Below are 21,142 nucleotides of genomic sequence, written 5' to 3'. Positions count from 1 at the left end.
GGCGTGGTGCCATCGGGGGAGTGTTGCGCTCCGCACGGGAGGGTCGTGGTCTGGTCCGCTGTGCGGGGCGCTATGCTTGGGACGCACCTTCAAGGAGGCTTCGCCTAGTCCGGTCTATGGCGCCGCACTGCTAATGCGGTTTGGGTCTACAGCCCATCCGGGGTTCAAATCCCCGAGCCTCCGCCCTTGCTGGTCGGGCCCGTTCGTGTCGGACGGGCTTCTGACCAGGTACTTCTCCTTCACCCTCTGACGTCGCTCTGTGCGCTGTCCTGTGCTTCCGCGAGTGGTAGTTCGGGTAGAACGTGCATGCCAAGCAGGGCACGGGGGCCTGGTGCCGAGCGGACGACCAGGAGGCGGCATGGCCAGCACACCCACGAGCACTGTGCCGGCGCGGGTCCGGCTTTCCCGCGCATCGGGATGGCGCATGCCCGACAACGCGGTGAAGGTTGACCGGACCACCCGGTGGGGCAATCCGTTCGATCATCGTCTGCGCGGCAGGGCAGATGCCATCCGCCGTTACACAGCGTGGATCGGCGGAGAGGGGCCGGACGAGATGCCCGCCGGCAAGCGGGTCGGGACGGTCTCTCGAACGTGGGTGCTGGAGCACCTCCCGGAACTCGCCGGCCACCCGCTGGCCTGCTGGTGCCCGCTGGACGAAGCGTGCCACGCCGATGTGCTTACCCGCCTCGCCGCCGAGGGTGAGCGACCGTAACGAGCGTGAGCGGCGGTAACAGACGCCTGCCTGACTGACCCCGTCCGGGTTCAGGGCGACGTCCAGCGTCGTAGGTCGTCGGGGGTGTCGAGGTCGGCTGGGTCGCCGGGAGCCCGCACCTCGTCGAGGAGTTCGGGGTGGGCCGCGAGGAAGCGGCGGGCGCCCTCGTCCGGGCCGGCGAGGGCGATGGCGGCGCGCCATAGGGCGGGTGCCATGACGATCGGGTGGCCGCGGCGCTGCCCGTACCTGGCCACGGTGACCCGGCCGGGTTTCCAGGCGGCGAGGGCCGCGCGGACTGCGGGACCACCGATGCCCGGCGTGTCGACGAGGAGCACGCCGACCGCGTCCGCGGGAGGGTGGCCGGGGGCGTCCGCCTGCTCCAGCGCTAACGCGAGTGAGCTGCGCAGACCCTGCTCGGGGGCGGGATTCACGACCAGTTCGGCGTTCGGTGCGGTGGTTCCGGAGCGGACCACCGCGATGATTCGGTCGCACCCCGCCTCGCTGGCGGCGCTGATCGCCCGGTCCAGGAGGCGAACGCCGCCGACCGTGATTGTGGCCTTCGGCGTGCCCATCCGACTGCCGCTGCCCGCCGCGAGCACGGCCGCGACCAGGTGGGTGGTTCTCGGCTGAGCTGGGAGGTCGGCGTCATGATCAGCCATGTCGGCAGACTAGTGTGCCGTGGCCGGCCACGCTTGCCGCATCCTCCGGCGCCTGCCTGGGCCCGCACCCGGGCTCGCGCCCGGACCCGCTCCTGGGCCCGAACGTCACGTTGCGTGATTGCCGCGGGATGTCTCGCGCGAATTCGGGCATTTTGTCGCGGTGCGGAATACGGTCGATGAGCCGGGCACACCTATGGGGCGGCGGGTCTGGTCCCTGGGACTCCACGACGACGAGCTGAGGCGATCTCGATGCGCGACGTGCTCACTGATCTCCTGACCTGGTGGGAGGCTGGGGAGACGTCCGGGCTCGCGACCGTTGTCGGCACCTGGCGGTCCGCGCCTCGCCAGCCGGGCGCGACGATGGCGGTGGGCCCGGACGGTGCCGCGGTCGGCAGCGTGTCCGGTGGATGTGTCGAAGGCGCCGTGTACGAGCTTGCCGAGCAGTGCCGTGCGACGTCCGTGCCCGTTCTGCAGCGCTACGGGGTCAGTGACGACGATGCCTTCTCGGTCGGCCTCACCTGCGGTGGGATCATCGACGTCTTCGTGGAGCCGGTGAACCGGCGATCGTTTCCCGAGCTGGGTGATGTGCTCGCCGACGTGCGCGCGGGCCGTCCGGTGGCGGTCGCGACGCTGGTGAGCGGGCCGCCTGGTGCTCTGGTCGGCGCGCATCTGATCGTGCGGCCGGAATCGGTCGAGGGCACGCTCGGTGGCGAGCGGTTCGACGAGGCGGTGCGGGACGACGCCCGGGGCCTGTTGGACCAGGGCGGTACGGGCATCCTGCGGTACGGCCCGCACGGGGAGCGGCGCGGCGATGACGCCGCCGTGTTCGTGTCGTCATTCGCGCCGAAACCGCGAATGATCGTGTTCGGCGCGATCGATTTCGCCGCGGCGCTGGCCCGGGTCGGGGCCTTCCTCGGTTTCCGGGTGACCGTCTGTGACGCGCGCGCGACCTTCGCGACGAGCAGGCGTTTTCCCGATGCCGACGAGGTGGTCGTCGACTGGCCGCACCGATATCTCGCGGCGACCCCGGTGGACGCGCGCACGGTGGTGTGCGTTCTCACGCATGATCCGAAGTTCGACGTGCCGCTGCTGGAGGTGGCGCTCAACAAGCCGCTCGCCTACCTCGGGGTGATGGGATCCCGGCGGACCCACGAGGACCGGGTTCGACGACTGCGGGAGATCGGTTTCTCCGACGCGGATCTCCGCCGGCTGCACGCGCCGATCGGCCTCGATATCGGTGGCCGTACTCCGGAGGAGACCGCGATCTCCATAGCTGCGGAGATCATCGCCACCCGCCAGGGTGGATCGGGAGGCCAGCTGCGTGCGTTGAGCGGGCCGATCCACCACGAGCAGCACATCCGGGTGGCTCACTGAGGCGCGTGCAGTGCCGCTGAGCAGGGCAGATCGGGTTGGCCGAGAGCAGGCATCGGGATTTCTCCTGATTCGGTCACCTGATTCCTGCTAGTCTCCGGCCGTGCTGTTTGCCTTACGATTCGACTTCCGTAATCCCGAGCTAGCCGGGACATCCATGGCCGATCGCTACGCGGCGGCCCTCGACATGGCCGAGTGGGCTGATCAGCTCGGTTGCGTGACGATCGCGGTCTCGGAACATCACGGCTCGTCCGATGGCTATCTGCCCAGCCCGATCCCGATGCTGGCGGCGATGGCGGCCCGGACGAAGAATGTTCGCTTCATGATCGCGGCCCTGGTGGCCCCGTTCTATGACCCGCTGCGGCTGGCCGAGGACATGATTGTTCTCGACAACATCAGCAGAGGCCGTGTGGACCTGGTGGTCGGGGCCGGGTACGTCCGCGAGGAATTCGAGATGTACGACGTCCCGATGAACGAGCGCGGAAAGCGTGTGACCGAGACGGTGCGGACGTTGAAGGCGGCTTTCGGCGGGGAGCCGTTCGAATACCGTGGTCGCACCGTTCATATCACTCCCGCGCCGCATCGGCCGGGTGGCCCGGGGCTGATACTCGGTGGGAACAGCGAGGCGGCGGCGCGGCGGGCGGCACGCATTGCCGACGGATTCATCCCGGCGGTTCCGGAGGTCTGGGAGTTCTACCGCGACGAGGTGCAGAAGCTCGGGCGGCCGGATCCAGGACCGTGCCCGATCAGCGCGAACAAGGTGGTGGCGCTCGCCGAGGACGCCGAGGACGGCTGGCGACGGATGGCGCCGTTCTTCCTGCACGAGACGAACTCCTACGGTGCCTGGCAGGCGCAGCAGGGCATCGCGTCGCCCTTTCACACGAAATCGGGCGTGGAGCAGCTGCGGGTTGAGGGGCAGTACCGGGTGCTGACCCCGGATCAACTTGTCGCCGAGCAGAAAGATGCGCCGTTCCCGTTCGTTCAGTTCCACCCGATGTGCGGTGGGATGCCACCGGAGGCCGCCTGGTCGAGCCTGCGGCTGTTCGAGCACGAAGTTCTACCTAGGTTCGCCTGACGTTTCTGCGACCCGGCCGGTGCCCCTGAGGCTTGGGGTCGAGCCCGCCTTCGGTCGTGGGCTCGGCTTCGCCCTCGGGCTCGGCGGGGTAGCCCCGGACTCGGGCGGGGTGCCCCTGGGCCCGGCGGGGTGCCCCTGGGCCCGGCCGGCGCCGATGGCGCGGCGCCGGCCGGGTGCCACCCGGGCTCACCGCGTCCGCTGCGCCGCATGCCCCGAAGGCTCACGGGGGCGGGCTTGAGGGATGCACCCGGACGACCCGGAAGTCGACTCCCACGATTCGCCCGTACATCTCCGCCGACATCGGCCCGGGAAAGGTGCCCACGACGGACGTGGGAGAGCCTGAGGTGTCCACGAACACGACCGCGTAGGCGGTCGGCGCCAGCCACTTCCTCCCCATAACCGCCTGGGCGTGCCGCCAGCTTTCCTCCGACGGAGGGTGAAGTGGGCTCGGCGTGGTCATGTTCGCCTCGCCCCGCCCAGGAAAAGTCTAATTTCGCTAGAGGAATACGGGGAGTTTCCGCTGATGTCCTCGGCGTGCCGGTTGCTCTTCGCCATGTCGATGCTCCGGTCAAGGTGCGGTGACTGCTGGATCGCATCCTCCTTCCGCTTGCACCGACGGTCCCTGAAGACGGACCACAAGGGGAGGGTGTGAGAGTCGTCATACTGCAGTCATGGGGAAGAAGCGACGCAGAGCCACCGGCACGCCGAATAAGGGTCATCGGGCAGAACCGGGTCGCATGGCACCATCAGAATGGGAGATCAGCGCACGAACGTCCGTGGACCGGGGGAGTGGTGTTTCGAATGCAGGGGTGTGAAAACAGTCAGACCGGTTGGACGCGGCCGACCACGGGCCAGAACCGGGGGTCCCGGGTGGACGATGTACGGGACATGCAACCCTGTCTCGCCAGTCTGCTGGGCGCCATCGTCCAGTACAGGAAGGCCGCCGGGCTCAGCCAGGCCCAGCTCGCCAACCGGGTGCGGTACCAACCGAGCTATCTCTCGAAGGCCGAACGTGGCCTGTTGGGTGTTCCGTCGCAGTCGCTCATCACCGCTATCGACGCGGAGCTGAACGCCGGCGGCACGCTCGTCGAGCTACGGCGCCACGCGTGGCTCGAGGACAAGGGAGGCCAGGCTGGCGTCACGTGGAGGGAGGTTCCGCAGGAGGTGGACATCACGAATCGTCGACAGCTCATCGTCGGAGGCGGCGCGGCAGCGGTCGCGCCCGCGATGGTCGCGCCCGTAGCCGTCGGGTCTGCGGCCGTCGCGTCGGCGACGATGGAGAACGCACCGGTGCCCGCCGCGTCGCGGGCCGCGTTGGCCGGTATACCGGGCCAGGTCCGCGGTGACCTCGCCGGCCGTTGGTGGACGTCCTGGCAGACCTTCCGGGACGGTGAGGAGATCCACTCCTCGCAGGAGGTCAACGTCGATCAGGCCGGCGACCACCTCACCATCGCGGCGATCTCGCGCGGCCTGGCGCTGGAGGAGGGCGGCTACCTGTGGTCGGGGGAGCTCCGCGTCTTCGACAACGAGATCGTCATGGGCTGGTACACGGCGATGGACGGTCCGGTGCGGTCGAAGGGAACGCTGTTCATGTCGCTGCATCCGCACGGAGACCGGCTGACGGGCCGCTGGGTGGGGCTCAGCTACGACGGCCTCTTCATCGAGGGCTGGGGAGCGATGGCGCGGTCGGAGCAGGTCACGATCGCGCTGATCGAGCGGCTGAAGAAGCAGCACCCGCGCGGGGTCTGAGACGCCGTGGCAGCCCGGCAGGCGGGACCACGGTGAGGCGGTCGTCGGCCACTGAGCAGGGAGCCGGGCCGCCATCACCGAGGTCGACCGCCACCCCTGCCGGGCGGGTGGCTCAGCGGGTCGCGCGAATCGACTCCCGCAACGAGCTCAGCGTCGCCGCGATCGCCGTCGGCTCGTAACCGCAGTGCGCCATGCAGTTCGCGCAACGCGGGTCGCGGCCGCGGCCATACGACTCCCAGTCGGTGGTGTCCAGCAGTTCCTGGTAGGTCTTGGCGTAGCCGTCGCCCATCAGATAACAGGGCTTCTGCCAGCCATACAGCGAGTAGGACGGAATCCCCCAGGCGGTGCAGGGGAAGTCCACCTTGCCTTCGAGGAAGTCCAGGAACATCGGCGAGTGGTTGATCCGCCAGCGGTTGCGTCGGCCCTCGGCGAAGGCCTTGCGGAAGAGCTCCTGGGTCTCCTTGATTCCGAGGAACTTGTCCTGCTCGGGGGCCTTCTCGTACGCGTACGCGGGCGAGAGCATCATCCCGTCGACATTGAGGTCGTTGTTCAGGAAGTCCAGGACCTCGATAACGGTCTGCGGGGTGTCCGTGTTGAAGAACGTCGTGTTGGTCGTCACCCGGAAGCCGCGGCGCTGCGCCTCCTTGATGGCGTCCACGGCCTGTGCGAACACGCCCTGCTTCGCGACAGACTCGTCGTGGCGCTCCTCAAGCCCGTCGATGTGCACCGCAAGAGACAGGTACGGCGACGGCTTCAGCTTGTCGATCTTGCGGGGCAGCAGCAGCGCATTCGTGCAGAGGTAGATGAACTTCTTGCGCTTGACCAGGCCTTCCACGATCTGCTCGATCTGCGGGTGCATGAGTGGCTCACCGCCCGCCAGGCAGACGACGGGCGCGCCGCACTCGTCGGCGGCGGCCAGCGCCTGGTCCACCGGCATCCGCTGCCGGAGGACGTCCGCCGGGTGCTGGATCTTTCCGCAGCCCTCGCAGGAGAGGTTGCACGCGAAAAGCGGCTCCAGCTCCAAAGTGATCGGGAACTTGTCCCGACGTGCGATCTTCTGCTTCAGCAGATAGGCACCGATCTTGATCGCCTGACGCCGCGGAATGCTCATTTTCACCCTTCCGGTGGTGATCTATGTTCGCCTGGTGGGTGGAGTGATCCTTATCCGTTGTCGGCTCTGACCTGCCGCAACAGTGCCCGACGGATGCGGGATGGAAAAGGATCATCGGCGATGCCTTACCGCTCCTGTCAGTCTAGGTAGGCACCTAATCTAATTCCCAGGAAAATTCTTCATTGAGATCTACTTAACCGGCTGGTGCGAGATCGTCCTTCGTCGGTTCTGTTGTCCAGCAACTGCCGCGTGCCGGGGCGAGACGTGACATCCGGCCACCGGAGCAGGTGTCACGTTCGTATTCCAGCCAGGACCCTGGGCCCGTCGGACTGCGGCCAGGGCCGTCGTGCGGCCGGTCGTGATTCCTGGACCTTCGACCTGCCTGCGCGTGGACCGGTGGAAAGCGGCGGTGCGTCCGGTCGGTATGGGGTCCCCGCGAGGCACGTCGACTGGAACGACCGTAACAAGATCGACGGAATCTCGTCGCGCCCAATGGTGCCGGGCCATCGGGTGGTGGGGCCACCGTGCCATCCGGTAACGAGCGCCGGGCGTGCCGGCAGCCGCGACCACCGGTCTGAAGTGCCCGCTCAGGAGGGGCGTGGGTCGGACCTGCCGCGGTCATGCTCGACGGCGGAGCCCCGTTGTCCAGCTAGCCAGGCGCTTCGGCGTCGATGACCGGACGGGGGTGCCCGTCGGGGCCGGTCCGGCGGGCGGCAGCTGGCCGTCGGCGTGTATGCAGCCGGCAAGAGCGGTGTCGTGGGGCTGTGGCGCCGTTGTGGCCCCGGCCCCGGTTTCGGGTCCATGCCCGGCTCCGGTCTCGGGTTCGTGCCTCCTCGGCCCCGGCTGTGGCCGTGGCGGTGGTAGGCCGACCGTGACGGACTACGGGAGTGGTCTAGCGCGTGGTCCGAGAAGGTGGTCGCGTTGTGCGGCCCCCGAAAAGCCGACTGCCACCGAGGCCATGCCCTCGGTGGGGTGGCCTCGGCGGCAGCCGGTCGTCGAGTGGGACGACGTCACATGTCGAGACGCGACTCGATGGAGCGTAGGCGGTGGCGAGCCATCGCAAGGTTGGCCCGGCTCTTGTCGAGCACCAGATAGATGAACAGCCCGCGCCCGGTGTGGCTGCTGAGCAGCCTGATCAGGTGGTACTGCCTGCCGAGGGTGATGAGGATGTCCTCGATGGTGTCCTGCAGGCCCAGATTCTCCATCGTGCGGATCTTCGAGCGGATGACCTCGGTGTTGCCCGCAGCCGCAATCTCCAGGTCGAAGTTATGGATGTTGCTGAGCTTGCCGAGGGTCATTCCACTGGTGAAGTCGACGAGTGCGACTCCGGTGGCACCCTCGATCTCCAGGCATTCCTTCAGCGCGATGTCCACGCTGTTCATGTCGCCTCCCACTTGATCTTTGGTTTTGTCCTTGGCAGGTTCGTCACTGCCTCCGTCGTCTGCGGGATGGTCGTCTTCGGCGAGCCGGTCCTCTCGTGCGAACCACCAGGTCCCGAGCCTTCTTCGCATTTCGCCCCACTTGAAAATGGGAGCACTCTCCGGGTCTTCGAGCGCCATGCCGTAGACGCCCTCTCTCCCGGCAATGCCAACTCGCAGGTACCTGCCGGCACCATTCCACCAGAATTCAGGTGCATCCGGCCCGTGCAGTTATGGCGTGCATTGCACACTGGTTGGTCGACCAGGTGGGTGAGGTATCGCGAGCCTGCATATTGAGAGCGCTGTAGGTTTGCTGCCTTCAATTCCATAACCGCAGGTCAGGAGTGGTGTGGGGTGGTTGAAGCGGTGCCGGCTGTCCGGAGCCGGGCCTGTCGCGGTGACAGGCCCGGCGGCTGACGAGAGCCGGAAGGAGATGACATCGAGACACCGGAACCGCCGGCACCAGAACTGCCAGACATCGCAGCCGCCCGGTCAGGTGGTGACTGTCCGGGGGAACATCGGGTGTGCGGTCCGGGCCGGTCAGAGCTTGGCGAGCGCGGCAGCGATCGTGTCGACGTTTGAATAGGTTATGCCGATCAATCCGACCTCTTTCCAACGCAGCACGCCGTCCCCGTCGACAACGAACACCGAACGCCGCAGGCCCAGCCCGGGCAGGGCGATGCCGTACTGTTTGACGACCGTGCGCTCGGTGTCGGCCAGGAGCGGGAACCCCAGCGAGTGCGACCGGGCGAATTCCTCGTGGCTGTCAAGCCCCTGTGGGCTGATTCCCCAGACCGGTGCCCCGAGACCGCGGAACACCTCGATGCCCGCAGTATAGGAGCACAGCTGCTTCGTGCAGACCGGGGTGTTGTCGCCGGGGTAGAACGCGAGGACGACCGGATGGCCCTTCTCCTGGGAGAGGGTGAAGTCCGACCGGAGCGCTTCTGGGCCGTTGAGCATCAGGCCGGGAAGAGTGAAGTCGGGAGCCGGTTGGCCGACCGCGGGAGTTGCCATCTGGAGATCACCCTTTCTTTGTGGCCGAGTGTGCTCGTGCCATCGTCGGACCCGCCTGGGAGACCGCCGGCAGGCCGACGGGCGGCGGGGGCCCGATGGGTGAGGCGACAACGCTTCGGCCGCCCGGAGCCCGGGCATGGTGGACGTACGGGGAGTCTGGGACCTGCAGGGGAGGTGGGAACCGCGCAACGTTCGGGGCCGCGCCATGGGTGGGCCGCAGGGGAGTTGCGGGATCCACCCGCAAGCTCGGCCATCTGGCTCCTTCGGTTGCGCTCGGACGTGGTACCCGTGACGAGGCGGCCCGAGCGCCGGTGCCCGTCGTGGGTGACCGTCGAATTATGCCACCATGCCGGTGACGTAAAGCTGATGTCATCGGCGCCCCCTGATCCCGCACTCCTGGTGGTGGCCCGGGAAGCTGTGTCGCTGGCATTCTCCCGGTGTGCCGAGTCGCGATGCCCGCCAGGGTCTGCCATTGTGCTCATGTTGTGGGACCAAAGGCCCGGCCGGAGCGGCAATAGCCCCGAACCAATCCGGCCCGGCCCGTGCGGTGCGGCGTGGCTGGGAGAATCCAGAGCGGAACTCCGTGGCGGCCTGGAATGGATCTCGGGACCGGTCTGCCAGATTCGGTGGAGCTGTGTCAGATCTTCCGAGCGCTGTGGGTGGATTCACGGGTGCCGGGCACGCCTGTCCCCGGGATCGGTGTCATGGGTGCAGGCGGGAAACGCCGGCGGCCCGCGCTTCGAATCTGCGCTCTGGCGCAGAACAGGTGTCGATCCCGACGTTCCTGTCGGAGCGCAGCGGCGCGGAATGGCGCGGAATACGTCCACTGTTCACGCTGGCGCGGCCGGCCCGGTGCGGCAGCGGGGATTGGTTCCCGGTTAACAGAGAAAAGCTCCTGCCCAGGCGGTGGGCAGGAGCGGCAGAGGGCGCTGTCCGGCAGCGTGCCGGACGGGCCCAGGGCGGGAGCGGCGCTTGGCACCGGCCGCACCCTGGGCCAGATCTGGTCGCCGTCAGTAGCAGTCCTCAGAGCGCCGCCGGCGCCGGAGCGCCACCGCTGCGGGCCAGCAACGCCTCGAGGTCGTAGCCGTACCACCGGCGCATCGGCTCCGGTGAGGTCGTCCGGCCCCACTCGTACATCCGGCGCTGTGCTTCGAACGAGCCGTCATGCCACCGGCGCAGGACGTCCCCGAGCCGCAGCGGACTCGGCAGGAAGTCCGCCGAGCCGAGCAGTGTGGCAAGCTGCTCCACCGCCGCCCCCGGTGTCGTCCGGTTCTGCTCGACGTCCTCCATGACCAGGCCGAGCCGGCGGAACAGGTCCTGGAACTCCGGCAGGTCGGGGCAGAAGGTGCCGGGGAAGGGTGCGTCGAACAGCCGGTCGAACAGCGCCGGGTCGCCGCTCTCCTCGTAGGCGAAGTAGGTGCCGACGATGCGGGCGATCCCGAGGTTCCAGCCCATGAACCAGACCTTCGACCAGGCCCGCCACAGATCGAAGTCGCGGAAGGAGGTGTAGGAGCCGGCTACCAGCTGGTCGTTCACGTCGAGGATGGTCTGGTTGAGCTGGTCGACGGAGGCGAAGCGCTCGGCCGAGAGGTCGTCGTCGGCGAGAGCCTCCATGAGCAGCGGCGCGAACGAGTAGATCACCTGCATCGTGTTCGCCATGCCGCGGGAGAACAGGGCGTCGATGGCACCGGCGGCGTGGCTCATCATGGCCCAGCGATCGCCGACGGTGCGGGTGCTGGAGTACTGGGTGCGCCCGGTGGAGACCCACTCCCAGGTCGGCCGCGCGTGCTCGAACTGGCGGGCGACGCTGGGGAAGCGGTCGAGGAAGGCCTGCCACTCCTCGGTCGCGCCGACTCCGGGCTGCTTCGGGAACCGGCGTGTGTCGAGGTTGAGCCCGACGCTGCACAACGGGTTGGTGGCGCCTTCGTGGTTGTCGAACGGGATCACCCACAGCCAGCCACCGTCGAACAGGTGGTGCAGCGTGCCCTGATACCAGGGCGTCGGCTGGCCGCTCGGCCGGGTGACGTGATCGAACGGGGTGACGCCGACCATGTGGGTGAACAGCGTCCGTGAGTGGCTCCGGAAGCGGCAGGGATCCTCGCGCAGGCCGTACTGGTTCGCGAGCACGGAGTTGCGCCCGGACGCGTCGACGACGTAGCGGACCCGCAGCTGTTCCCCGGCCCTGGTGTGCAGGATCGCCGCGCTGTCGGTGATCTCCACGCGGTCGACGAAGGTCCGCTGTCGAGGATGCGCACCGTGCCGCACCGCGGAGTAGAAGAGGTAGGAGTCGATGTCCTGGCGGTGCATGTGCATCTCGGGGCCGTTCGGGAACTCCGAAACGCTACACTGCGTCACCTCCTCCGGGTTCTGGATCTCCCCCTCCCGGTGGTAGACGAAGCCGAAGTTTCGTTTCACTCCGCAGGCGGAGGAGACGTGCCGACGGACTCCCTCGAAGCTGCTGACGTGGCCGAGTTCCGGGACGTCGAACCGTTTGGCCAGGAGTTTCAGCAGATAGGTCGTCTCTCCGATCGTCGATTCCCCCAGTGCGAATCTCGGGTGTGTGCCGCTGTCGATGAGTACCACGCTGTGACCATGGCGGGCGAGGATGTTGGCCAGTGTTGAGCCGGCGATGCCGCTGCCGAGAATGGCGACCGAATAGTCGTACTCACTCATTGCGTTGCTCCCTGGACGCAGCTATCCGGAGACGATTGACGGATCTTGTCGCGCCCGCGGGCGCCCGAGACCCTCAGGCCTCGTCCTAATCGCGTACTGAACCACTTATCCGTCCGTTGGTCTAGATAAATGAGAAATCAATACGAAGTGGACGGTGCATTGTGGTGTTTGGCGGGGATTGATCTAACTTAGGTGTTTGGCCTGATCTGTCCGTATGGTCTTATTGGGGCGCTTTGTTGGTCTGGATCCTGTCACCTGGTCTTGTGCTCCGGATGTTGACTTCCTCGGTGGGCTCGGCTCGGCCGCGGCGCGGGGTGGGAAGCTGGGGGCATGGATCCGGTGACCCTGGCGGTGTTGTCGAGTGCGGTGGGTGGCATCGCGCAGGAGATGGGGACGCTGCTGGTCCGCAGTGCCTACTCGTCCAACATCAAGGAGCGGCGGGACTGCTCGGCGGCGCTCTTCGACGCCCGCGGGCGGATGATCGCGCAGGCCGCTCACGTGCCCGTCCATCTCGGCGCGATGTACGAGTCCGTGCGGGTGGTCGCCGAGCGTGGGCCGGAGGCCGGTGACGTGTGGGTGCTCAACGACCCGTTCTCCGGCGGCAACCATCTGCCGGATGTGACTCTGGTATCCCCGTTGCTGCTCGGTGACGAGGTCGTCGGCTACGCCGCCACCCGTGCCCACCACTCGGACATGGGCGGGATGCGCCCGGGCTCCATGCCCGCCGACTCGACCGAGATCTTCGCGGAAGGTCTGATCATCCCGCCGATCCGTCTCGTCCGAGCCGGTCAGTGGCAGACGGACGTGCTCGATCTCATCTGTGCCAACTCGCGGACGCCTGATCTGCGGCGCGGTGACCTGCGCGCGCAGGCGGCGGCGGCCGGCCTGGCGCAGACCCGGCTCACCGAGCTCTCTCACCGGCACGGCGGGTCGGTGGTGCTGGAGTCGTTCGCCGAGGTGCTCCGCTACGGCGAGCGGCGCAGCCGGGCGGTGATCGCGAGCCTGCCCGACGGTGTGTACCGGGTGGAGAGCGAGCTGGAGGGCGACGGAGTCGACGACCGGGACATCGCGCTGCGGGTCGCGGTCGTCATCGCGGGCGACAGCATGACGGTGGACTTCAGCGGGACCTCCCCGGCGGTTCGCGGCAACGTCAACTGCCCGCGCGCCGTCACCCGCTCGGCCTGCTGCTTCGCGCTGCGGGTGCTGTTGCCCGAGGACGTCCCGACCGGCGACGGCACCTACGCCCCGCTGACCGTGGTGACCGAGCCCGGCTCGCTGGTGGACGCGCGGCGGCCGTCCGCCGTCGTGGCCGGCAACGTCGAGACGTCGCAGCGGATCGCCGACACCGTGCTCGCGGCCCTGCGCCTGGCGACAGGGGCGGATGCAGGTTCGGCCGGGACGTCGGATGCGGCCGGGGCATCGGAGTCGGAGGCACTGCCCGCGGCGATCTCCGAGACCGTCGCGCTTTCCGAGGCCGCCGTGCTGCCGGCCCCCGGGCAGGGGACGATGAACAACCTGGTGATCGGCGGAGCCACCTGGACCTACTACGAGACCCTGGGCGGCGGCCAGGGTGCGTCCGCCCGGGGGCCGGGCCCGTCCGGAGTGCACGTGGGGATGACGAACACCCTCAACACCCCGATCGAGGCACTCGAACTGGAGTACCCGCTACGGGTGGAGCGTTACGAGCTGGCCGACGGAACCGGTGGGCGCGGCCGGCATGCCGGGGGCGCGGGGCTCGTGCGCTCGGTGCGGGTCCTGGAACCGGCGACGCTGTCGGTGCTGAGTGATCGGCGGCGGCATGCGCCGGGTGGGATCGCCGGCGGGGAACCGGGTGCGGTCGGCCACAACGACGTCGACGGGGTTCCGCTCCCGCCCAAGGCGAGCCGGCAGCTTCCAGCCGGCGCAGTGGTCACTCTCCGTACTCCTGGTGGTGGTGGATGGGGCCCGCCGCCGTCAGGTGACGGTACTGCGGATGGTGTCGCCGGTGGTTCCGGCGGCGGCGTCGGTGGCGGTGGCGTCACCGGCCATGTCGTCACCAAAAGTGACGACACTGACCTGGACGAAGCGGACGGAGCGCCAGTTGACGAGCACCCGCTTCCCGCCGACGAGGTGTAGCTGCTCGACTTCGCAGCGGAACAGGGCCTGCGCGACGCGCCGCCGGAGTTCCTCGGGGTCGACCTCATCACGCAGAGTGTATGTCTGATCGTCAATCGTTATCTGAACTGCCACGCGCCCACCTTCGCACACGTGTTCGACTACGGCAACGTGTCATGTAGCAAACGATGAGCCAAAGGTGTGATCGGCGGATCCACGCAATCGGCTGCGAAATCGGCACTCGGCGTTCACGATCGAGATGGGAAAGGCAGTGGCCCGACCGGGACACCAGGCACCGGGAGGCACGGATGGAAGCCGAGTTCGGTGTCGGCACGGCGATGGCCGGGTGGGCCGATCCGGGCGAACCAGGCCGCGCTCCGCGCTCGCCCCTGGCCAGAGCCTTCGACGGAGCGTTACTGACCGTCGGGGCCAGTGCCGAGGCGGGAGAGCGGGTGGCGGCCTTCGTCGATCTCGTCCGGCGCTACCGGGAACCCGGCCGTCACTACCACACGCTGCGTCACGTGGCGGAGACCACCGCGGCCTTCCACCTGCTGATCGCCGCCGATCGTGCGCAGGCCGCCGGGGTCGATCCGGCGGTCTGCCTGCTCGCGGTGCACTTCCACGATGCCGTGTACGACTCGCGCGCCCGCGACAACGAGCGACTGTCAGCCGATCTGGCCGCTGAGGTCCTCGGCGGCCTCGGCTGCCCGGCCGGGGTGATCGCCGACGTGTGCCGGCTGGTGGAGGCCACCGCGGGCCACGGTTCGCGTTCGGTCGACGAGGCGTTCGTGAACGACGCCGACCTGCGGGTGCTGGCCCGCCCCGCGCAGTCCTACGACCACTATGTCCGCCGGGTGCGGCTGGAGTACTCCTGGGCCGGCGGCGACGCCTGGGCCGCCGGCCGTGGTGCCGTGCTGCGGCACCTGCTGGACGGCCCGATCTACGCGACGGCCTGGGCCCGCCGGCACTGGGAACCGGCCGCCCGGGCCAACCTCAACCGCGAGCTTTCGGCGTTGTCCCTGACCTGAGGCGGGACCCGTCCGGGCAGCCGATCGGTGTCCAGCAGCGGATGCCCGACAGCATCCGCGAGGAGGACCTGGCCACCTACGCCCGCCTCGGCGTGGCCCCGCCGAGCTACCCGCACCAGCTCGACCTTCGCCGACCGGTCGGACGGAGCCGGGCTGGTCGGGGTACTGCGGGAGCAAGGCGGGTGTGTCGATGGTCGCGAAAGTGCTCGCCGGCGAGTGGGCGACGACCCTCCCCGGGCGCTGATCTGACCGGAGCTCGATCCGGTTCGGGGTGGCCCGAGCCGGATTTCCGCCTGCCCATGGTCGTGCCGCGGCGGTGTCGCCGCAGGGGTCGCTGCGGTTGCCGTGGGGGTGTTGCCGCAGGCGTCGCTGCTGTTGCCGCCGCGGGGTGGCCGCTGTTGCCACGGGGGTGTTGTCGCGTGCTTCGGGCGTGGGCACTGACACATCGGGTGCTGCTGTCCGGCGACTTTCCCGCGGCGGATCCGACTGTTACGGGTTTGGAACGCAATTTCGACTGATGGAACGGAGTAGCGATGGGGCCGCTCTCGGACCTGACCGTTCTGGACTGCTCGACGCTGTTCGCCGGTCCGCTCGCGGCGACCGTGCTTGGCGACTTCGGCGCCGAGGTCATCAAGATCGAGCATCCCGAGAAGGGCGACCCGAGCCGTACCCACGGGCACTCGAAGAACGGTGTGGGCCTGTGGTGGAAGATGCTCGGGCGCAACAAGCGCGCGGTCACGCTCAACCTGGGCCGCCCGGAAGGCGCGGAGATCCTCCGTGGCCTGGTGGCCGGCGCCGACGTGCTGATCGAGAACTTCCGTCCCGGCACCCTGGAACGCTGGGGGCTGGGGCCGGACGTCCTGCACGAGATCAACCCGCGGCTCGTGATCGCCCGGGTCACCGGCTTCGGCCAGTTCGGCCCGTACGCCCGTCGGCCCGGCTTCGGCACGCTCGCCGAGTCGATGAGCGGCTTCGCCGCGATGACGGGTGAGCCGGACGGGCCGCCGACCCTGCCCCCCTTCGGCCTCGCCGACGGGATCGCCGCCCTGACCTGCTACGGCGCGATCCTCACCGCGTTGCACAGTCGGGCGTCCACCGGAGTCGGCCAGGTCATCGACCTCGCGATCATCGAGCCGCTGGTCACCCTGCTCGGCCCGCAGCCGACCGTCTACGACCAGCTCGGCCTGATCCACGAGCGGACCGGCAACCGGTCCGTCAACAACGCGCCGCGCAACACCTACCGCACCGCCGACGGTCGCTGGGTGGCCGTGTCGACCTCGGCGCAGACCATCGCCGAGCGGGTGATGCGGCTGGTCGGGTGCCCCGAGGTGATCGACGAGCCCTGGTTCGCGACCGGGGCGGGGCGGGCGCAGCACGCCGAGGAGCTCGACGCGGCCGTCGGCGGGTGGATCGCCCAGCGCAGCCTCGACGAGGTGAGCGCGGCCTTCACCGAGGCGCAGGCCGCCGTCGCCCCGATCTACGACGTCACCGACGTGCTCGCGGACCCGCAGTACCAGGCGCTCGACACCATCACGACGGTCGACGACCCGGATCTCGGTCCGCTGAAGATGCAGAACCTGTTGTTCCGGCTCTCCACCACCCCCGGCGAGATCCGCTGGACCGGCCGGGCGGTCGGAGCCGACACCGCGGACGTGCTGGCCGAACGGCTGGGCATGTCCGCCGACGAGATCGCCAAACTGCGGGAAGAAGGTGTTCTGTGAGCGTGGTCGATCTAGCCTGGCGACGGTGCCACGCCGGCGGGCCCTCGCGGAGAAGATCACGGTGGCGCCTGACGCGATGTGCACCGCGGAGCGCGGAGCGGGTCCGAACCCCCGCCGAGGCGCTCGCGGTGGCCGTGGCTGTGCGCGCCCTGCCGACGACCCCGAAGGTCGGCCAGCTGCTGCCGGGCAGGATCTGCTGACCCTGGCGGTGCGTGCCACTCGCCGCACGGCGATCCGCCGCGGATCCGCGCCGTACAGTGCAGCAATTCACACTAATAGGTTTAAACGGTGCTCGGAGTCACTTGGCAATCCGCAAGAAGTAAGGGTTTTGGTCGCTCCAGCAGCCAAAATACTTACTTCTCGCTCGGAAATAGCGGTGGCGATGGAGGTCCGAAGCTCGCGATTCTGCGACGGGCGTCAGAACGACCGAAATCCTCAGCTCTTTGTGTCAGAGGTGGCCCGCTGTACCTACCCGACTCGGTCGGGGCTGCTCGTCGGCCAGGGCTGCTCGTCGGTCAGAGCTGCCCTGTGCCGGGGCCGCTGCCGGGGCTTCTGCTGGGATCGCTCAGGGCGAGGTGCGTGGCGAGGACGCGGCGCGCACCGCGGATGACCGCCTCGTCGACCATGCTGCCGTCGCCGGCCGCCGCCGCGCCGCCGGCCGCCTCGAACCGTTCGATGAGCACACGCGCGCGCCGCACCTGCTCGGCGCCCGGCGTGAAGACCTCGTTCACGACCGGGATCTGGGCCGGATGAATGCAGGCCCGCCCCAGGAATCCGAGCCGGCGCAGCCGGTCGGTGGACGTTCGCAGGCCGTCGGGGTCGTTGTAGACGACCGAGACCGGCGCGACGGGCGGCATGATGCCCGCCACCGCGCTCGCGAGGACGATCTGACTGCGCACCCCGAGCAGCTCCGACTCGTCCGGGCCGAGCTCGACGCCGAGGCAGGCGCGCAGGTCGGCCTCGCCGATCTGCAGATGGCGGACCCGGGGCGCGGCAGCGATCTGCGCCGCGCGGGTGATCGCGGCCGGTGTCTCCAGCAGCGGCGCGACCGCCGCCGTGGCACCGGCTCGGGCGAGCTCGGCGTCGACGGCCGCGACCTCTTCGGCGTGGTCGGTCTTGGCGAGGCAGAGGCCGTCGAGGTTCGGGGCGTCGGCGAGCGCGGCGACATCGCGGGCGCGCAGGCTGCCGGGGTTCACCCGCACCCAGATCCGCGGGCGGGCGGGCCGCCGGGCTGCTGCCGTGCCGCCGGAAGCTGTGCCGCCGGGAGCCATGCCGCCGGCTGCCGTGGCGCCGGCCGTCGGGCCGCCGGCGCGCGGGCCGCGGGCGGGCATGGCGCTGGCGGGCGGGTCCGGGAGGGTATGCAGCCAGTCGCGGACGAGCGCGCGGGCGGCGTCCTTGCCGCTGGGCGGGACAGCGTCCTCAAGATCGACGATGATCGCGTCGGCGCCGCGGTCGAGTGCCTTCGCCAGCTTCGTGGCATCGCTGCCCGGTACGTACAGCCAGCTTCTGATCGACATGCGGACATGTTCCACTCTGTGTGACGCCGTTCCGAAGTCATGCTCTCACGGGAGGTGGGACCTGGCCGGGGTAGCGCCAGCCGCATGGGTTGGGGCTGGCCTGGTGGTGCGAGTGGAGGAGGATCCATTCCTAGATGGAAGATATGGAACATCGTTCTATCTAGTGGAACGTTTGGGAGCCGTCGGCGAGCCGGCCGGCGATGTACGTGGCCCGCGGCTGAGCCGTGCCGCACCCGACGGCTGTCTCGTCGAGCGGAGCGGTTGTCCGTCAGGCGGTGCGGCCGGCCCGTCGTGCCGTGCGGTTGCGCTGTCAGGCGGTGCGGTTGGTCGGTGGCGGGGCGCCGGGAAGGTTCCCCGCCGCCGGCCGGTGGGGCCAGCCGCGCAGCAGGCCTGGCCATTTCCTGAGCAGGAGGGCGAGGCCGACGCTGCCTAGTACCGCCGTGCTCAGGCACGGTCCGGTGGCGAACTCGGACGGGTCCGGTTCGAGGCCCGGCCAGCTCAGCCCGAACATCAGCAGAGAACAGACCGCGCCGGTCCCGCTGGTCAGCAGCGGGAACCGGCGTGCCCCGGGCAGACCGAGCAGAGCAAGCCCGGCCGTCAGGAAACCGAGGACCGCTGCCGCGAGCAGCACCCCGCCGACGGTCCTGATCGCCACGGGAGGAAGCCAGCTCGGCTCCCAGGACCACGATGTGCCGTTCCAGCGAAGCCGGGCGTCGCTGCCGGGTGCCCCGAGCGGGGCGCCCGGCCAGACCAGCAGATGCACGAGACCGTGCGTCATGAGGACGAACCCGGCCGCCCACCGCAGCCCCCGGCTCACCGAAGTCCCCGGAGGATGCCCCGGCCTTCAGGCTGGGGAGGAATCCGGTTTCCCGCCCAGCGGGGCGGGGACCGCCGATTCGGCGGGATCGGCATTGCGGACGGCGTCCCCGGTGGCGGAACTGTCTGGACACGGGGAGACACCGGTTTCCTGGCAGCCATGTGGACATCCCTTCGTAGGGTTTGTGTGTCCCGTTTCCGGCTTTGTCTGTCTGCCGAGCAGGCGGTCGCGCTGGACGAGCACCGTGGGCATGCCCGTTCTGTGCGGAACAGGTGGCGTGAGGTCGCGTGAGAGCCAAGCGCGGTTCCGGTGTGGCCTGCGGGCTTCGGGGCAACGCGGGTGTGAACGCTGCTGTGAACATCGCCGCGGGGCGCGCGGTGACTGTGCCGGGAGGGGCCGGGCGGCCGGTGCCGTGAACCGCGAACCTCAACGACGGGAACCAGTTTTCGTGTGGTTGGAATCCTCCGCGTTCACGCGGAGGAGGATGTCAATGGAGGGTCACCTCGTCGTCGGTGTCCGGTCCGGCGTCCACCAGGGGGAGCCAGCCCGCACCGGGTGAACGTTCCGTGCGTCGTGCCCAGTCCGGTACCCGGGCCCATCCGCCGGTGTCGGTGCTGGTGCCGGCGCGGATGCGGGCGTGCGGGGCCGTCACCGCGGAGCCGGAGCGGCCCGGCGGCGAGGTCGGCGCCTCGTTGATCCCTGCCACGGGCGCGGATCCGGTGGCGGCGGCAAGAACCGTCGCGGCCAGGACCGGATCCAGATCCGCCGGCACCGACCGTAGATCGAGCAGGCAGCAGCCCTGCTCCACCCGTCCCAGCACGGCCGGCCGGCCCTGGCGCAGCAGCGCGGCGAGGCTCGCGTCGAGGGCGACGGCCGCGCTCGGCAGCCCGTCCTTCCAACCATCCGCCCCGTATTCCGGCGAACCGTTGTGGCCACCATGCCCACCGTGGGCCAGGCGGCCGCCGTGGCCGCCTGGCGTGCCGGGGCCGATCGATGCGGGTCCGCCGGCATCCGCGTCCGCATCCCGCAGGTCCTTCGGGCCCGCCCCGCCCCGCTGCGGGGGCGTGCCCGTTCCGCCTGTCTCGTCGATTCCATCCGAGCTGACCACCGCCCGGCTGCTTACCGCCGACGCCGGGACGCCGGACCTGCGCAGCCAGGCGGCCAGGCGCTCGGCGCGGGTCCGGAGCTCGGCTGGATCCGCGCGCAGCGAGCGGCGGACGGGGTTGTCCTCGCCCCGCAGGGTGGCTTCGAGCGCGGCCAGCGTCAGTTTGCCGACCCGCAGCGCGCGGGCCAGCGGATGCCTGCGCATCCGGTCAACCAGGTCGCCGCGGCCGAGGACGAGACCGCACTGCGGACCGCCGAGGAGCTTGTCGCCGCAGGTGATGACCAGACTGGCGCCACAGCGTAGCCAGGTGGAGGCGTCGGGTTCGTCGGGCAGCGTCTCGTCGGGTGTCAACAGACCGGATCCGGGATCGCCGACCAGGGGGACTCCGCGTCGGGCGCACAGCTCCGCGAGATCACTGAGCGCCGGCCTCGCCGTCAGCCCGACCACCCGGAAGCTGGGCGGGTGCATCCGGAGCACGAAGCCGGTTCGCGGGCCGATGGCGTCGGCATAGTCGCCCAGGGTGGTTCGGTTCGTCGTGCCCACTTCCCGTAGCCGGGCACCGGTCGCGGCCAGCAGTTCCGGGAGCCGGAAACCGTCCGCGGTCTCGACCAGCTCGCCGCGGCTGATGACGATCTCCCGGTCCGGCGCCAACGCCATCGCGGCGAGCATGACGGCGCCGGCGTTGTTGTTGACCACATGCACGGCGCGGGCCGCCGGGACGGCGGCCGCCAGGGCGGTCAGTGCGGCGTTGCCGCGCCGGCCGCGCCGCCCGGACGCCAGATCGAGCTCGACGTCGCAGGTCGCGGCGGCGGCGTCGATCGCGGTGCGGGCCTCGGGGGAGAGCGGCGCCCGGCCGAGTCCGTCGTGCAGCAGGATGCCGGTGGCGTTGATCACCGGGCGGAGGTGCCCGGGCAGCCGGGCTGGGGCCACCAACGCCGGTCTCGGCTCGGCGTCGTCCAGATAGCCGATCGGCTGGCTGGCTGCGTGGCCGGCAGTCTGGCTTGCGCCAGTCGGATGACCGTCGCTGGCACCCGGCCTGGTGGGCATGGTGAGGAAGCGTGTCGGCTCGACGGACGGT

16 protein-coding genes and 1 tRNA gene are annotated in these 21,142 nt (G+C 69.5%); 8 read left to right on the top strand and 9 right to left on the bottom strand.

From position 1 onward, the window contains the following. The first annotated feature begins 93 nt into the window (after positions 1 to 93). Both ACG83_RS21390 and ACG83_RS21385 read left to right on the top strand, forming a co-directional pair. Positions 94 to 183 (top strand) — tRNA-Ser (locus ACG83_RS21390). A 175-nt stretch (positions 184 to 358) separates the two neighbouring features. Beyond that, entirely contained in the window at positions 359 to 712 is a 354-nt protein-coding gene (locus tag ACG83_RS21385) for a DUF4326 domain-containing protein (protein WP_054568040.1), read from the top strand. A 50-nt stretch (positions 713 to 762) separates the two neighbouring features. Here the strand turns inward: ACG83_RS21385 and ACG83_RS21380 are convergent, their stop codons facing one another. Beyond that, positions 763 to 1,371 (bottom strand): NTP transferase domain-containing protein, encoded by a 609-nt coding sequence (locus tag ACG83_RS21380; RefSeq protein WP_054568039.1) that lies wholly within the window; start codon positions 1,369 to 1,371, stop codon positions 763 to 765. A 249-nt stretch (positions 1,372 to 1,620) separates the two neighbouring features. On the opposite strand from ACG83_RS21380, the gene ACG83_RS21375 reads away from it, so the two are divergent. Together ACG83_RS21375 and ACG83_RS21370 are read left to right on the top strand one after the other, a co-directional pair. Continuing rightward, positions 1,621 to 2,745, top strand: coding sequence for an XdhC/CoxI family protein (locus ACG83_RS21375; protein WP_054568038.1), 1,125 nt, complete (start codon positions 1,621 to 1,623; stop codon positions 2,743 to 2,745). 100 nt (positions 2,746 to 2,845) lie between these two features. After that, the gene (locus ACG83_RS21370) at positions 2,846 to 3,817 is read left to right on the top strand and encodes an LLM class flavin-dependent oxidoreductase (protein ID WP_054568037.1); all 972 of its coding nucleotides are present in this window, start codon (positions 2,846 to 2,848) and stop codon (positions 3,815 to 3,817) included. Positions 3,818 to 4,037: 220 nt separating this feature from the next. On the opposite strand, the gene ACG83_RS21365 is transcribed toward ACG83_RS21370, so the two are convergent. Further along, complete coding sequence (locus ACG83_RS21365) at positions 4,038 to 4,277, bottom strand: hypothetical protein (protein ID WP_054568036.1); 240 nt, start codon at positions 4,275 to 4,277, stop codon at positions 4,038 to 4,040. Positions 4,278 to 4,705: 428 nt separating this feature from the next. Here ACG83_RS21365 and ACG83_RS21360 point away from each other — a divergent pair, with 428 nt between their 5' ends. Then, positions 4,706 to 5,566: a helix-turn-helix transcriptional regulator gene (locus ACG83_RS21360; RefSeq protein ID WP_054568535.1), complete on the top strand. Its 861-nt coding sequence runs from the start codon at positions 4,706 to 4,708 to the stop codon at positions 5,564 to 5,566. A 112-nt stretch (positions 5,567 to 5,678) separates the two neighbouring features. Here the strand turns inward: ACG83_RS21360 and hpnH are convergent, their stop codons facing one another. From hpnH to ACG83_RS21340, 4 genes are all read right to left on the bottom strand, one after another. Then, positions 5,679 to 6,677, bottom strand: coding sequence for an adenosyl-hopene transferase HpnH (hpnH, locus tag ACG83_RS21355; RefSeq protein WP_006542368.1), 999 nt, complete (start codon positions 6,675 to 6,677; stop codon positions 5,679 to 5,681). A 1,010-nt stretch (positions 6,678 to 7,687) separates the two neighbouring features. Beyond that, positions 7,688 to 8,059 carry a hypothetical protein gene (locus ACG83_RS21350; RefSeq protein WP_006542369.1) on the bottom strand — a complete coding sequence of 124 codons (372 nt, stop codon included), beginning with the start codon at positions 8,057 to 8,059 and terminating at the stop codon, positions 7,688 to 7,690. Between the two features lie 576 nt (positions 8,060 to 8,635). Continuing rightward, a complete protein-coding gene (locus ACG83_RS21345; protein WP_054568035.1) occupies positions 8,636 to 9,109 on the bottom strand; it encodes a peroxiredoxin in 474 nt (157 codons plus the stop codon). 1,023 nt (positions 9,110 to 10,132) lie between these two features. Next, on the bottom strand, positions 10,133 to 11,782 hold the full coding sequence (locus ACG83_RS21340; RefSeq protein ID WP_054568034.1) for an NAD(P)/FAD-dependent oxidoreductase: 1,650 nt from the start codon (positions 11,780 to 11,782) through the stop codon (positions 10,133 to 10,135). Positions 11,783 to 12,112: 330 nt separating this feature from the next. Between ACG83_RS21340 and ACG83_RS21335 the strand changes: the two genes are divergently transcribed. The 3 genes from ACG83_RS21335 (at position 12,113) to ACG83_RS21325 (ending at position 16,625) form a co-directional block, all read left to right on the top strand. Further along, positions 12,113 to 13,897, top strand: coding sequence for a hydantoinase B/oxoprolinase family protein (locus ACG83_RS21335; RefSeq protein ID WP_054568033.1), 1,785 nt, complete (start codon positions 12,113 to 12,115; stop codon positions 13,895 to 13,897). A gap of 287 nt (positions 13,898 to 14,184) precedes the next feature. Continuing rightward, a complete protein-coding gene (locus ACG83_RS21330) occupies positions 14,185 to 14,904 on the top strand; it encodes a hypothetical protein (RefSeq protein ID WP_054568032.1) in 720 nt (239 codons plus the stop codon). A gap of 533 nt (positions 14,905 to 15,437) precedes the next feature. Beyond that, positions 15,438 to 16,625, top strand: coding sequence for a CaiB/BaiF CoA-transferase family protein (locus ACG83_RS21325; RefSeq protein WP_054568031.1), 1,188 nt, complete (start codon positions 15,438 to 15,440; stop codon positions 16,623 to 16,625). Positions 16,626 to 17,140: 515 nt separating this feature from the next. Here the strand turns inward: ACG83_RS21325 and ACG83_RS21320 are convergent. From ACG83_RS21320 to selA, 3 genes are all read right to left on the bottom strand, one after another. Further along, positions 17,141 to 18,142 carry a CoA ester lyase gene (locus tag ACG83_RS21320; RefSeq protein ID WP_063793165.1) on the bottom strand — a complete coding sequence of 334 codons (1,002 nt, stop codon included), beginning with the start codon at positions 18,140 to 18,142 and terminating at the stop codon, positions 17,141 to 17,143. A 310-nt stretch (positions 18,143 to 18,452) separates the two neighbouring features. Beyond that, positions 18,453 to 18,959, bottom strand: a complete 507-nt coding sequence (locus ACG83_RS21315) for a hypothetical protein (RefSeq protein WP_054568030.1) — start codon at positions 18,957 to 18,959, stop codon at positions 18,453 to 18,455. Between the two features lie 487 nt (positions 18,960 to 19,446). Then, positions 19,447 to 21,111 carry an L-seryl-tRNA(Sec) selenium transferase gene (selA, locus tag ACG83_RS21310; RefSeq protein WP_054568534.1) on the bottom strand — a complete coding sequence of 555 codons (1,665 nt, stop codon included), beginning with the start codon at positions 21,109 to 21,111 and terminating at the stop codon, positions 19,447 to 19,449. Between the last annotated feature and the right edge of the window lie 31 nt (positions 21,112 to 21,142).

It is taken from the genome of Frankia sp. R43, assembly GCF_001306465.1.
GTDB classification, from domain to species: Bacteria; Actinomycetota; Actinomycetes; order Frankiales; family Frankiaceae; genus Parafrankia; species Parafrankia irregularis.
Note: the sequence above shows the minus strand (reverse complement) of the source record. Positions and strands in the feature narration are given on the sequence as shown.

What these genes read in the sequence shown, in the direction of transcription:
- ACG83_RS21385 (WP_054568040.1), top strand. Translation starts at nt 359, where the DNA reads ATGGCCAGCACACCCACGAGCACTGTGCCGGCGCGGGTCCGGCTTTCC.
- ACG83_RS21380 (WP_054568039.1), bottom strand. Translation starts at nt 1,371, where the DNA reads ATGGCTGATCATGACGCCGACCTCCCAGCTCAGCCGAGAACCACCCAC.
- ACG83_RS21375 (WP_054568038.1), top strand. Translation starts at nt 1,621, where the DNA reads ATGCGCGACGTGCTCACTGATCTCCTGACCTGGTGGGAGGCTGGGGAG.
- ACG83_RS21365 (WP_054568036.1), bottom strand. Translation starts at nt 4,277, where the DNA reads ATGACCACGCCGAGCCCACTTCACCCTCCGTCGGAGGAAAGCTGGCGG.
- ACG83_RS21360 (WP_054568535.1), top strand. Translation starts at nt 4,706, where the DNA reads ATGCAACCCTGTCTCGCCAGTCTGCTGGGCGCCATCGTCCAGTACAGG.
- hpnH (WP_006542368.1), bottom strand. Translation starts at nt 6,677, where the DNA reads ATGAGCATTCCGCGGCGTCAGGCGATCAAGATCGGTGCCTATCTGCTG.
- ACG83_RS21350 (WP_006542369.1), bottom strand. Translation starts at nt 8,059, where the DNA reads ATGAACAGCGTGGACATCGCGCTGAAGGAATGCCTGGAGATCGAGGGT.
- ACG83_RS21345 (WP_054568035.1), bottom strand. Translation starts at nt 9,109, where the DNA reads ATGGCAACTCCCGCGGTCGGCCAACCGGCTCCCGACTTCACTCTTCCC.
- ACG83_RS21340 (WP_054568034.1), bottom strand. Translation starts at nt 11,782, where the DNA reads ATGAGTGAGTACGACTATTCGGTCGCCATTCTCGGCAGCGGCATCGCC.
- ACG83_RS21335 (WP_054568033.1), top strand. Translation starts at nt 12,113, where the DNA reads ATGGATCCGGTGACCCTGGCGGTGTTGTCGAGTGCGGTGGGTGGCATC.
- ACG83_RS21330 (WP_054568032.1), top strand. Translation starts at nt 14,185, where the DNA reads ATGGAAGCCGAGTTCGGTGTCGGCACGGCGATGGCCGGGTGGGCCGAT.
- ACG83_RS21325 (WP_054568031.1), top strand. Translation starts at nt 15,438, where the DNA reads ATGGGGCCGCTCTCGGACCTGACCGTTCTGGACTGCTCGACGCTGTTC.
- ACG83_RS21320 (WP_063793165.1), bottom strand. Translation starts at nt 18,142, where the DNA reads ATGTCGATCAGAAGCTGGCTGTACGTACCGGGCAGCGATGCCACGAAG.
- selA (WP_054568534.1), bottom strand. Translation starts at nt 21,111, where the DNA reads ATGCCCACCAGGCCGGGTGCCAGCGACGGTCATCCGACTGGCGCAAGC.